At 65.4% G+C, this 11,869-nt stretch carries 12 protein-coding genes; all 12 read left to right on the top strand.

Annotation, left to right across the window (positions count from 1 at the left end; translation table 11 throughout):
• The first annotated feature begins 31 nt into the window (after nt 1-31).
• A complete protein-coding gene (locus HS053_RS00810; RefSeq protein ID WP_174209283.1) occupies nt 32-592 on the top strand; it encodes a DUF3576 domain-containing protein in 561 nt (186 codons plus the stop codon).
• Nucleotides 593-732: 140 nt separating this feature from the next.
• Nucleotides 733-3,291, top strand: coding sequence for a leucine--tRNA ligase (gene leuS / locus HS053_RS00805; protein WP_174209282.1), 2,559 nt, complete (start codon nt 733-735; stop codon nt 3,289-3,291).
• A gap of 4 nt (nt 3,292-3,295) precedes the next feature.
• The gene (gene lptE, locus HS053_RS00800; RefSeq protein ID WP_241699714.1) at nt 3,296-3,781 is read left to right on the top strand and encodes an LPS assembly lipoprotein LptE; all 486 of its coding nucleotides are present in this window, start codon (nt 3,296-3,298) and stop codon (nt 3,779-3,781) included.
• Complete coding sequence (gene holA / locus HS053_RS00795; protein WP_174209280.1) at nt 3,778-4,791, top strand: DNA polymerase III subunit delta; 1,014 nt, start codon at nt 3,778-3,780, stop codon at nt 4,789-4,791. The genes lptE and holA overlap by 4 nt, the downstream gene beginning before the upstream one ends.
• 62 nt (nt 4,792-4,853) lie before the next feature.
• Entirely contained in the window at nt 4,854-5,192 is a 339-nt protein-coding gene (locus HS053_RS00790; protein ID WP_174209279.1) for a hypothetical protein, read from the top strand.
• A gap of 56 nt (nt 5,193-5,248) precedes the next feature.
• Nucleotides 5,249-6,301, top strand: coding sequence for an HPP family protein (locus HS053_RS00785; protein WP_174209278.1), 1,053 nt, complete (start codon nt 5,249-5,251; stop codon nt 6,299-6,301).
• Nucleotides 6,302-6,332: 31 nt separating this feature from the next.
• The gene (locus tag HS053_RS00780) at nt 6,333-6,761 is read left to right on the top strand and encodes a GAF domain-containing protein (protein WP_174209277.1); all 429 of its coding nucleotides are present in this window, start codon (nt 6,333-6,335) and stop codon (nt 6,759-6,761) included.
• Nucleotides 6,762-6,764: 3 nt separating this feature from the next.
• On the top strand, nt 6,765-7,664 hold the full coding sequence (locus HS053_RS00775; RefSeq protein ID WP_174209276.1) for a LysR substrate-binding domain-containing protein: 900 nt from the start codon (nt 6,765-6,767) through the stop codon (nt 7,662-7,664).
• A gap of 135 nt (nt 7,665-7,799) precedes the next feature.
• Nucleotides 7,800-8,957 (top strand): ABC transporter substrate-binding protein, encoded by a 1,158-nt coding sequence (locus tag HS053_RS00770; RefSeq protein ID WP_174209275.1) that lies wholly within the window; start codon nt 7,800-7,802, stop codon nt 8,955-8,957.
• Nucleotides 8,958-9,074: 117 nt separating this feature from the next.
• A complete protein-coding gene (locus HS053_RS00765) occupies nt 9,075-10,061 on the top strand; it encodes an ABC transporter ATP-binding protein (protein ID WP_174209274.1) in 987 nt (328 codons plus the stop codon).
• Nucleotides 10,062-10,125: 64 nt separating this feature from the next.
• Nucleotides 10,126-11,064, top strand: coding sequence for an ABC transporter permease (locus HS053_RS00760; RefSeq protein WP_174209273.1), 939 nt, complete (start codon nt 10,126-10,128; stop codon nt 11,062-11,064).
• Nucleotides 11,054-11,860 (top strand): ABC transporter permease, encoded by an 807-nt coding sequence (locus tag HS053_RS00755; RefSeq protein WP_174209272.1) that lies wholly within the window; start codon nt 11,054-11,056, stop codon nt 11,858-11,860. The genes HS053_RS00760 and HS053_RS00755 overlap by 11 nt, the downstream gene beginning before the upstream one ends.
• The last annotated feature ends 9 nt before the right edge of the window (nt 11,861-11,869 follow it).

The raw sequence follows: 11,869 nt of genomic DNA, 5'->3' as shown, positions 1-11,869 counted from the left end.
ACAGCAGAAAGCACCATTCTGGGGGTCTTCGATGAAGCTGAACCGTGTCGCACAAAGCGCGCTGCTCGTGGGCCTTGCGGTCGCACTTGCCGGTTGCGGCGGGCTTTCCAGCGGTGACAGCGGGCTTTTCGGACGCAAGCAGGCCGATGCCGTGCCGACGGAAAGCCAAGTTTACGCCCGAAGTGCGCGCGAAAAGCAGGAAGAGGCGATTGCCGCCGCCCGCTATGAAAAGGACCGCAACACCGGCTCGACCCTGTCGGACCTCTTCGTCAAGCGCGACAACCCCAACACCACGGTCGAGGTGAACAAGTATATCTGGGCGGCGGCGCTGGATGTGCTGAACTTCCTGCCCATCGAATCGGTCGATCCCTTTACTGGCGTGATCGTGACCGGCTATGGCAAGCCGCCGGGCGGCGGACGCGCCTACCGCGCGACGATCTATGTGCAGGATCCGGCACTGGACGCCCGCAGCCTGAAGATTGCCATGCAGACTTCGGGCGGCGGTGCCGTTGCCCCCGAAACCGTGCGCGCCATCGAGGATGCCATCCTGACCCGCGCCCGCCAGTTGCGCATTCAGGACACCAAGCTTTAAGCGCGCTGCGGGTTGATCCGCCGGACCGGGGCGCTGCCCCGGACCCCGGGATATTTTGGCCAAGATGAAAGGGGCCCGTCGCTCTGGACCTTCCGGGGTTCGGCGGTGTATCCCGCTTGCGGAACAGAATGAGGCCCCAGATGTCGCGCTACGACCCCGCCACGATCGAACCGAAATGGCAAAAGGCCTGGGACGAGGCCGGGGCCTTTGCCGCGCGGCGCGATCCGGCCAAGCCCAAGTATTATGTGCTGGAGATGTTCCCCTATCCGTCGGGGCGCATCCACATGGGCCATGTGCGCAATTATACGATGGGCGATGTGGTGGCGCGCACCAAGATCGCGCAGGGATACAGCGTGCTGCATCCGATGGGCTGGGATGCCTTCGGGATGCCGGCCGAGAATGCCGCGATGGAGCGGGGCGGCCATCCCAAGGAATGGACCTATTCCAACATCGCCGACATGCGCGCGCAGATGAAGCCCCTGGGCCTGTCGATCGACTGGTCCCGCGAATTTGCCACCTGCGACCCGGAATATTACGGCCAGCAGCAGGCCATGTTCATCGACATGATGGAGGCGGGGCTGGTCTATCGCAAGGCCGCCGTGGTGAACTGGGATCCGGTCGATATGACCGTTCTGGCGAATGAACAGGTGATCGACGGGCGCGGCTGGCGTTCCGGCGCCTTGGTGGAACGGCGCGAGCTGACCCAGTGGTTCTTCAAGATTTCCGACTATTCGGCGGAATTGCTGTCGGCGCTGGACGGGCTGAAGGACTGGCCCGAGAAGGTGCGACTGATGCAGGCCAACTGGATCGGCCAGTCGCGCGGGCTGCAATTCGCCTTTGCGACGCGCGGTGCCCCCGAAGGGTTTGACCGGCTGGAGGTTTACACCACCCGGCCCGATACGCTGATGGGCGCCTCCTTTGCCGCGATCAGCCCGGATCATCCGCTGGCCAAGCATCTGGAGCGGCATGACCCGGCGATTGCCGCCTTTGTCGCCGAATGCCGCCGTGGCGGCACGAGTGCCGAGGCGCTGGAGACGGCCGAGAAGCTGGGCATGGATACCGGCATGCGCGTGGCGCATCCCTTTGATACCGATTGGGAACTTCCGGTCTATATCGCCAACTTCATCCTGATGGATTACGGCACCGGCGCGATTTTCGGCTGCCCGGCGCATGACGCCCGCGACTTTGAGTTTGCCACGAAATACGGGCTGCCGATTCCGCCGGTCTTCGTGGCCGAGGGCGCCGAGGCTGCCCCCTTGGCCGAGCCCTTCGTGCCGATGAAATCCGAGAAGGTCCGCTATATCCGCGGCTTTGCCGGGGCTGCGGTGCAGACCGGCGAAGAGGCGGTGGTGGCGGCGATTGCCGAATGCGAGGCGCGCGGCATCGGGCGCGGCGTGACCAACTATCGCCTGCGCGACTGGGGGATTTCGCGGCAGCGCTATTGGGGCTGCCCGATTCCGGTGATCCATTGCGCCACCTGCGGCGTGGTGGCCGAGGCCAAGGCGAACCTGCCGATCAAATTGCCCGATGATGTGACCTTTGACATCCCCGGCAACCCGCTGGACCGGCATCCGACATGGCGCGACTGCACCTGCCCGCAATGCGGCGCCAAGGCGCGGCGCGAGACCGACACGATGGACACCTTTGTCGATTCGTCGTGGTATTACGCCCGCTTCACCAGCCCGCGCGCCGAAACGCCGACCGTGGCCGAGGATGCCGATTACTGGATGAACGTCGATCAGTATATCGGCGGCATCGAACATGCGATCCTGCACCTGCTCTACAGCCGGTTCTTCGCCCGGGCGATGCACAAGACCGGCCACCTGCCCGCCAAGGCGATTGAGCCGTTCAATGCCCTGTTCACCCAAGGCATGGTGACGCATGAGATTTACAAGACCACCGATGAAAAGGGCCGCCCGGTCTATCACCTGCCCGAAGACATCATCCGCAGCGAGAACGGGGCGACCTTGCAGGATGGCACGGTGGTTGAGGTGATCCCTTCGGCCAAGATGTCGAAGTCGAAGAAGAATGTCGTCGATCCGATGAACATCATCGCGGCCTTCGGGGCCGACACCGCGCGCTGGTTCGTCATGTCCGACAGCCCGCCCGAGCGGGACGTGGAATGGACCGCATCCGGCGCCGAGGCGACGTTCAAGCATCTGTCGCGCGTCTGGTCGCTGTGCAGCCGGATCGGCGAGATGCCGGCCGACCATACCGGCACGGGCGATGACGATCTGCGCCGCGCCACCGCCCGGGCCATCGACGAGGTGACGCGCAGCATCGAGGGCTTTGCCTTCAACAAGGCCATCGCGGCGCTTTACGGCTTTACCAACACGCTGGCCAAGGCGACCGCCTCGACCCCGGTGATGAAGGCCGGCATCCGCACGCTGGCGAAACTGATGTCGCCGATGACGCCGCATATCGCCGAATCGATCTGGACCTATCAGGGCGGTGAAGGGCTTTGCACCCAGGCGCCCTGGCCCAAGGCCGATCCGGCGCTGTTGGTGGATGACACCGTGACGCTGCCGATCCAGATCAACGGCAAGCGGCGGGCGGAAATCAGCGTGCCCAAGGATATGGCGGCGGCAGAGGTTGAAAAGATCGCGCTGGCGAATGAGGATGTCATCAAGTTCCTTGCCGGGCAGCCGGTGAAGAAGATCATCGTCGTTCCGGGCCGCATCATCAATGTCGTCGCTTGACCCCATGGCGCTTCACCGCCGCACCCTGCTGCTGATGCCGCTGGCGCTGGCCGCCTGCGGCTTTACCCCCGCCTATGGCCCGCAAGGCCCGGCGCGTGGGCTGATGGGGCGGGTCCGCATCGACGATCCCTCCAGCAAGGATGCCTTCGATCTGGTCGAGCGGCTGGAAGAGCGGTTGGGCCGGGCGCAGGTGGTGCGTTATGACCTGTCTTACACAATCACCACGCAGCCGGTGGGCGTGGGTATTACCCCTGCCAGCGACATCACCCGCTATAACCTGACCGGCGCCATCGACTGGACCCTGACCGACCGCGAAAGCGGTGCCCGGGTGGCCGGAGGGCGGGTGGAAAGCTTTACCTCATGGTCGGCCACAGGCTCAACCGTCGCGGGACTTGCGGCGGAAGAGGATGCGCACCGGCGGCTGATGCATATTCTGGCAGATCAGATTGTCATGCGGATCGTGGCCAGTTCGGCCAGTTGGGCCGAATGATCCTGAAAGGCGCAGAGGCGGCGCGCTATTGCGCGCGGCCGGAACCGGGGCGGGCCGGGCTTCTGATCTTCGGCGCCGATGCGATGCGGGTTGCGCTGAAGCGGCAAGAGGCGATTGCCGCCCTGATCGGCCCGAATGGCGAGGGTGAAATGCGCCTTGGCCGGATCGCGGGGGCCGATCTGCGCAAGGATGCCGCCCTGCTTTTGGATGCCATCAAGGAAGTCGGCTTTTTCCCCGGCCCCCGCGTGGCCTTTGTCGAAGACGCCACCGACACCACCACCCCCGCCATTACCACTGCGCTGAAAGAGTGGAAGCCGGGCGATGCGGCGATTGTGGTGACCGCGGGCAATCTGACCGCGAAATCCACGCTCAAGGCCCTGTTTGACAAGCATCCGACCGCCATCAGCATCGGCCTCTACGACGACCCGCCCAGCCGCGAAGAGATTGAGGCGGAACTGGCGAAAGCCGGGCTGCGCCAGATCGAGCCTGCCGCGATGACCGATCTGGCCGTGCTGGCGCGCAGCCTTGATCCGGGCGATTTCCGCCAAACGCTGGAAAAGATCGCGCTTTACAAATGGGGCGATGACACGCCCCTGACCCCCGCCGAAGTGGCCGCCATGGCCCCCGCAACGATCGAGGCTGAACTGGATGACCTGATCAACGCCGTGGCCGAGGGGCGTGGCACCGGCATCGGCCCGCTGCTGCGGCGGCTTGAGGCGCAGGGCACGCAGGCGGTGGGGCTGTGCATCGCCGCGCTGCGCCATTTTCGGGTGCTGCACGCCGCCGCCGCCGATCCGGGCGGGGCAATGAGCGGCATCCAGAAGGCGCGCATCGGCTTCAAGCAGAAAGACGCCATGGGGCGGCAGGCGCAGGCTTGGGGAATGCACCGGCTGGAACAGGCGCTGGCGCTGCTGGTGGAAACCGACCTGACATTGCGCTCCACCTCGAAGGCGCCGCAGATGGCGGTGATGGAGCGGGCGCTGTTGCGGCTGGCGATGATGCGGCGCTGACGCGGCGCTTGCCCTGCCGCCCCCACTCTGGCACCTCATGGCAAACCTTTCAGGAGGCCCCGATGCCCCGCCAAGCCGGACCGTTTGACGCCTGCCTGCTGCCGCTGGCCCGCCATGCGCTGAAATTTCCCGACATCGAAGGGCAAGTCGTCTGGTGGGAAGAGGGGCATTGGGCCGCGCAGGACGATGACGAGGCGCTGCTGGATGCCGAAGAACTCGCGTTTTATGCCGAGGGCTTGCTGACCGAGGGTTTCGGCTGCGGCTGGCAGCTTCTGGCCGAGGCGGATCATCCGAAAACGCCGGTTCTGGCGCTCTTGTTCTTCTGGCAGGGGGCCAAACCTGCCATCCCGGCGCCCGAGGCGGGTTGGGTGCTGTTCGCTTCGGGGCTGCATTCGGCCTGAGCCGCCGCACTGGCCTCTGGCCATGGCGCGTGGCATCAAGGCCCGGGAGGATTGCCATGCTGTCCGTGTTTCTGAGGGGGTTCGGCCCCGCCGTGCCGCGCCCCAAACTTTCCGAGGCGTTGCGTGCCGCTTTTGGGGCCGCTCTTGGTCTTGGCGTCGCGGCGCTGGCCTGCCGGATGGTGGGGCTGCCGGGGCCGGGGCTGATCGCGCCGTTCGGCGCCTCGGCCTTTCTGGTTTTTGCTGTTCCGAACAGCCCCCTGGCGCAGCCATGGTCTGTTGTGGCGGGCAATGGTCTGGCTGCCGTGGCGGCGCTGGTGGCGGGTTTCCTGCCGCTTCCCCTGCTGGCACAGGCGCTGATCGCCGTGGCCCTTGCGGTGGCGGTGATGGCGGCGGCGCGGGCGATGCACCCGCCCGGGGGGGCGGTTGCGCTGCTTTTGGCACTGTCGCCGCTGCCCCATGGCGGACTTGTTCCCGTGCTGGTGGGATCGTCGGCGCTGGTGGCGGCGGGGCTGGTCTGGAACCGGGCGACGGGGCGGGTCTATCCCCTGCGCCAGTCGCCCCCTGCGCCGCATGGCACCGCCGATCCCAGCCCGGCGCGGCGGCACCTGCCGCCGCCCGGTGCGCTGGCCGACCTTCTGGCCCGGCTGCGGCTGGGCGCGAACATCGGGGTCGAGGATCTGGCCCGGCTGATCACCGCCGCCGAAGCCGAAGCCGCCATCCGCCCCCTTGCCGGGTTGACCGCCGCGCATCTGATGTCGCGCGATCTGGTCACCGTGACACCGGACACCCCACTGCCCCGGCTTGCCGCCGAATTTATCACCCACCGTTTCAAGACGCTGCCGGTGGTGGCCGAAGGGCAATATCGCGGCCTTGTCAACGAACACGCCCTGACCGGGCAGACCGAGCCCGGCCTGACCGCCGCCGATCTGGCCGAGGCGGGTGAGACCGCCAGCCCGGACACCCCGGCGGGCGCGCTGGTCACACTTCTGGCCGATGGTGGCCAACAGGCCGTCCCGGTGCTGGCAGAGGGCCATCTGGTGGGGCTTGTCACCCGGTCGGACCTGATTGCGCTTCTGGCGCGGCCCCTTGCGGCGACGCCCGCCGCATGATCCGATGCGGCCATCTCAGCCGGAGGCCCGAATGTCTGCCCAATCCGATCTGCACCACGCCTGCGCCGCGCTTGGCACCATCCTGTTCACGGTAACCGTGCTGGACCCTGAAAAGGATCAGGTCTGGCGCAGCTATACCTCGCATCCGGTGGAATATCCGTTGCAGGGGACCAAGCCGCAGACGCGCGACGGCTGGTATGAGCATTGCATCGCCGGCAAGCAGACCTTTGTCGCCAACACCACGCCCGAATTTGCCAAGTTCTTCTTTGACCATGCTCTGATCACCTCGATGGGCCTTGGCTCGGCGGTGAATATTCCGATCTGGGACGATGCCGGCACGGTGCGGCTGACGGTGAACCTGCTGGCCGGACCGAACCATTTCACCTCCGAAAAACTGGCCGCCTATGGGGCGCTGGTGGCCACCGCCCGCCCCGCCCTTCTGGCCGAGGCCGCCGCCTGACCCATGGCCTTTACCCTGCGCCAGTTGCAGTTCTTCATCGCCGCCGCCGAAGCGGGGTCGGTCTCGGGCGCGGCGCGGGCGCTGTCGATCTCGCAATCCTCGGTGACCGAGGCGATCCGCGCGCTTGAGGATGATCTGGGGGTGCAACTCTTCGACCGGCTGGCGCGGGGGCTGATGATCACCCAGAAGGGTAGCGCCTTTCTGCGCCATGCCCGCCAGATTCTGGCCGATGTCGCCACCGCCCGCACCACCTTTCGGGATGAGGCGCCCGTTACGGGGCGGCTGTCGCTGGGCGTGACCAGCCTTGTCGCAGGCTATGTGCTGTCGGACATCCTGCAACGCTTTCGCCGCGCCTTTCCGCAGGTCGAACTGAACGTGACCGAGGATAACGGCGACTACCTGCAACACCTGCTGATCGGCGGCGAACTGGATGTCGCGGTGCTGCTGACCTCCTCGGTCCGCGACCGGATGGCGATGCATGTGGAAACGCTGCTGGTGTCGCCCTATCGGCTGTGGTTGCCGCTGGGCCACCCGTTGGGCGATCAGGAAAGCATCGCGCTGGACGATCTGGCGGGCCAGCCGCTGATCCAGTTGACCGTGGACGAGATCGAGGAAAGCACCCGCCGCCTGATGGGGGCGCTGGCGGTGAAGCCCGAAATCGCCTTTCGCACCCGCAGCGTCGAGGCGGTCCGTTCGCTGGTGGCGACCGGGGCGGGGCTGGCGATCCTGCCCAGTCTGGTCTACCGCCCCTGGTCGCTGGAAGGCGACCGCATCGGCATCCGCGATGTATCAGGCGACCTGCCTTCAGTGCAGGTCGGGCTTGCGTGGCGGCGCGGGGCGCCCCTGTCGCCGCCCGCGCTGAACTTTGTCCGCTCGGCGCAGGACGGCTTGGCGAACCGCTGACACCTCCCATCGGTTTTTCCGATAGATGCTTTCCGCGTTTTGTTATTGCGAAATCACCCGGCTGCCCTACCCTTGCGCCATGACCGGAAATCCGGCGGCGACGCCATGGCGCGCGACAACTCAGGGAGACTGCGGATGAAGACGTTGAAACTGATGGGCACGACGGCGCTGGCAATCCTGACCGGCATCACCCCGACGCTGGCGCAGGTCACCGCGATCGGTGACGGCGAAGGTGAAGTCTCGATCGTGGCCTGGGCCGGCTATATCGAGCGTGGCGAGACCGACAAGGGCTTTGACTGGGTGACCAAGTTCGAGGCCGACACCGGCTGCAAGGTCTCGGTCAAGACGGCCAACACCAGCGACGAAATGGTCGCGCTGATGAACGAAGGCGGGTTTGACCTTGTGACGGCTTCGGGCGACGCCAGCCTGCGGCTGATCGCGGGCGGCCGGGTGCAGCCGATCAACATTGACCTGATCCCCTCGTGGTCGGCGGTGGACGAGCGGCTGAAGAATGCCGGCTGGCACACGGTCGATGGCGTGCATTACGGCGTCCCCTATATGTGGGGGCCGAACGTGCTGATGTATAACACCGATGTCTTCAAGGAAGCACCGAAGTCCTGGAACGTGGTGTTCGAGAAGATGGACCTGCCCGATGGCAAGTCGAACGAAGGCCGGGTGCAGGCTTATGACGGCCCGATCCACATTGCCGATGCCGCGCAATATCTGATGTTCCACAAGCCGGAACTGAAGATCACCTCGCCCTATGAACTGAACGAAGAGCAATACAAGGCCGCGCTGGACCTCTTGCGCGGGCAGCGCGAACTGGTGGGCCGTTACTGGCATGACGCCTTCATCCAGATGGACGACTTCAAGAACGAAGGTGTCGTCGCCTCTGGTTCCTGGCCGTTCCAGGTCGGTCTTCTGAAGTCCGAAGGGCTGCCGATTTCCTCGACCATCCCGGAAGAAGGCGCCACCGGCTGGGCCGATACCACGATGATGCATGTGGACAGCAAGCATCCGAACTGCGCCTACAAATGGATGGAACATTCGCTGTCGTCCAACCTGCAATCCGACCTCGCGGTCTGGTTCGGGGCCAACCCCTCGGTTCCCGCCGCCTGCACCGATGGCCGCGGCATGCTGACGGCCGAAGGTTGCACCGCCAACGGTATGGATGACTTCGAGAAGATCCGGTTCTGGACCACGCCCACCTCGAACTGCTCGCAAGGCGAAGGCGCCTGCGTGCCCTATTACCGCTGGGTCTCGGACTATATCGGCGTGATCGGCGGCCGGTAACCGGCACGTCAACCCGTGGCCTCGGTCCCCCGAGGCCACGGAACGCAATCCTGCCCTTTCACCGCACCGTAGGGTGCGTGCTTGGCACGCATCCAGCCTCATCACGCCGGAAACCCCATGACCGTTGCCGTCGAATTCCAATCCGTCTCGCGCCATTTCGGCCCGGTCAAGGCCGTCGATAGCGTCGATCTGACCATTGCCGAGGGCGCCTTCTTTGCCATGCTCGGCCCTTCCGGCTCGGGCAAGACCACCTGTCTGCGGCTGATTTCCGGCTTTGAACAGCCGACCGGCGGCAGCATCCGCATCTTTGGCGAGGATGTCAGTCGGACCCCGCCGCATCTGCGCAACGTCAACACCGTGTTTCAGGACTACGCCCTGTTCCCGCACATGAATGTGCGTGACAACGTGGCCTATGGGCTGATGGTCAAGGGTATGGCCAAGGCCGCCCGCCATGCCCGCGCCGAAGAAATGCTGGCGCTGGTCAAGCTGGACCGCTACGGCGACCGCAAGCCGGGCCAGCTTTCCGGCGGTCAGCGGCAGCGCGTCGCCCTCGCCCGGGCTTTGGTCAATGAACCGCGCGTCCTTCTGCTGGACGAACCGCTGGGCGCCCTCGACCTCAAACTGCGCGAGGCGATGCAGGACGAACTCAAGGCGCTGCAACAGCGTCTTGGCATCACCTTCGTCTTCGTCACCCATGATCAGCATGAAGCACTGTCGATGGCCGACAGCCTTGCCGTCTTCAACGAAGGCCGGATTGCCCAGATCGGCACCCCGGCCGAGGTTTATGACCGCCCCGCCACCCGCTTTGTCGCCGATTTCGTCGGCTCCTCCAACGTTCTGCCGCCCGAGATGACCCGCGCCTTGGGCGGGCCGGCGCAATGGGCCTCGCTGCGGCCCGAGAATACCCGGCTGGCCGAAACAGGCCCGGTCACCGGCACGGTCACCGCGCTGCGCTATCTCGGTTCGGGAACCCGGGTGATCCTGCGGGCGGGCGAGACCGAAATTGCAGCCCTTGTCCCCGCCGGTCAGCCGCTGCCCGAACCCGGCGCCACCAGCGCCTTTGCCTTCGCGCCGGACGCCCTGCATGTGATGGGGGGTGCATGATGCCGATGCCAGGCGCAACCGAAGAATTTTCGGACGAAAATTCTTCCACCCCGGCCCACCCCGCATGAGCCGCCCCGCCATCCTTCCCGCCCGCGGCTTTGCCGACCGGCTGACCGGGCTTTTCTGGCGCCGCCCCCGGCTGCTCTTGGGCCTGATGCTGACCCCGCCGCTCCTCTGGCTGGGCGTGGTCTATCTCGGCTCGCTGGCCGCGCTCTTGCTGCAAAGCTTCTACTCGATCGACGAGTTTTCGGGCATGGTCGTGCCCGAGTTCACGCTCAAGACCTATGCCGAGCTGCTGCGCCCCGCCAATTACGACGTGATCTTCCGCACGCTTCTGATGTCGGCCGCAGTGACGCTGGGCTGTGCCGTTCTGGCCTTTCCCATCGCCTATTACGCCGCCCGCTTTGCCCGCGGCCGCTGGAAGGCGGTGTTCTATCTGGGGGTCATGCTGCCCCTGTGGTCCAGCTATCTGGTCAAGGTCTATGCCTGGAAGCTGATCCTTGCCAAAGAGGGCATCATCACCTGGGCCGCCGAGGCGACCCATACCAGCGGCATCCTGAATGCGGTGCTGGCTTTGCCGGTGATCGGGGGCAATTCGCTTTCGACCAGCTATATCGGCATGTTCCTTGTCTTCACCTATGTCTGGCTGCCCTACATGATCCTGCCGATGCAGGCGGCGTTGGAGCGGGTGCCGACCTCGATGCTGGAAGCGTCTCAGGATCTGGGTGCCACAAGGGCGCAGACCTTTCGCACGGTGATCCTGCCCCTGGCGCTGCCGGGGGTGATTGCGGGGTCGATCTTCACCTTTTCGCTGACCATGGGGGATTACATCATTCCCCAGATCGTCGGAAATTCGGCCAATTTCATCGGCATGGCGGTGTACCAGTTGCAGGGCACCGCCGGGAACATCCCGCTGGCCGCCGCCTTTGCCGTGGTGCCGATCCTGATCATGCTGGTCTACTTGACCCTTGCCAAACGCGCGGGAGCTTTCGATGCCCTCTGAACGCGCCTCGCACGGACTGCGGATCGCCGCCACCCTGGGGCTGGCTTTCCTGCACCTGCCGATCCTCTTGATCTTCCTTTACGCCTTCACCACCGAAGAGCGGACCTATGCCTTCCCGCCCCCCGGCCTGACCACGCAATGGTTTGCCGCCGCATGGGAGCGGCCCGATATCTGGCAGGCCCTGAGCCTGTCCTTGCAGGTGGCCGCCATCGCCACGGTGCTGGCGATGATCCTTGGCACCCTTGTTGCCGCCGCGATGAGCCGGGCGCGCTTTTTCGGCCGCGACCAGATCAGCCTGCTGATCCTGTTGCCCATAGCCCTGCCCGGGGTCATCACCGGGATCGCCCTACGCTCGGCCTTCGGGGTGATGGACATTCCGTTTTCGACCTGGACCATCATCCTTGGCCACGCGACCTTCTGCATCGTGATCGTGTTCAACAATGCCGTGGCGCGGTTCCGCCGCCTGTCGGGTGGTATCCTTGAGGCAAGCGCCGATCTGGGCGCCAATGCCTTTCAGACCTTCCGCCATATCCTGCTGCCCAATCTGGGCACCGCCCTGCTGGCGGGCGGGATGCTGGCCTTTGCGCTGTCGTTTGATGAGGTGATCGTGACCACCTTCACCGCCGGACAGCAGGCCACCCTGCCGATCTGGATGCTTGAGGAACTGATCCGCCCGCGCCAGCGCCCGGTGACCAATGTCGTCGCCATGGTGGTGTTCGCCGCCACCTTCCTTCCCATCCTCGCCGCCTACTATCTCACCCGCAACGGGTCCGAGACGGCAGGCGCAGGCAAATGACCGGAGAGC

It is taken from the genome of Tabrizicola fusiformis (assembly GCF_013328815.1).
In the GTDB taxonomy this organism is placed as follows: domain Bacteria; phylum Pseudomonadota; class Alphaproteobacteria; order Rhodobacterales; family Rhodobacteraceae; genus Fuscibacter.
This window is presented reverse-complemented; position numbering and strand designations above follow the sequence as displayed.

Bases quoted from the DNA above. Each gene is read 5' to 3' on its own strand.
- HS053_RS00810 (WP_174209283.1), top strand. From the start codon at position 32: ATGAAGCTGAACCGTGTCGCACAAAGCGCGCTGCTCGTGGGCCTTGCG.
- holA (WP_174209280.1), top strand. From the start codon at position 3,778: ATGATCCTGAAAGGCGCAGAGGCGGCGCGCTATTGCGCGCGGCCGGAA.
- HS053_RS00775 (WP_174209276.1), top strand. From the start codon at position 6,765: ATGGCCTTTACCCTGCGCCAGTTGCAGTTCTTCATCGCCGCCGCCGAA.
- lptE (WP_241699714.1), top strand. From the start codon at position 3,296: ATGGCGCTTCACCGCCGCACCCTGCTGCTGATGCCGCTGGCGCTGGCC.
- HS053_RS00770 (WP_174209275.1), top strand. From the start codon at position 7,800: ATGAAGACGTTGAAACTGATGGGCACGACGGCGCTGGCAATCCTGACC.
- leuS (WP_174209282.1), top strand. From the start codon at position 733: ATGTCGCGCTACGACCCCGCCACGATCGAACCGAAATGGCAAAAGGCC.
- HS053_RS00780 (WP_174209277.1), top strand. From the start codon at position 6,333: ATGTCTGCCCAATCCGATCTGCACCACGCCTGCGCCGCGCTTGGCACC.
- HS053_RS00790 (WP_174209279.1), top strand. From the start codon at position 4,854: ATGCCCCGCCAAGCCGGACCGTTTGACGCCTGCCTGCTGCCGCTGGCC.
- HS053_RS00760 (WP_174209273.1), top strand. From the start codon at position 10,126: ATGAGCCGCCCCGCCATCCTTCCCGCCCGCGGCTTTGCCGACCGGCTG.
- HS053_RS00755 (WP_174209272.1), top strand. From the start codon at position 11,054: ATGCCCTCTGAACGCGCCTCGCACGGACTGCGGATCGCCGCCACCCTG.
- HS053_RS00765 (WP_174209274.1), top strand. From the start codon at position 9,075: ATGACCGTTGCCGTCGAATTCCAATCCGTCTCGCGCCATTTCGGCCCG.
- HS053_RS00785 (WP_174209278.1), top strand. From the start codon at position 5,249: ATGCTGTCCGTGTTTCTGAGGGGGTTCGGCCCCGCCGTGCCGCGCCCC.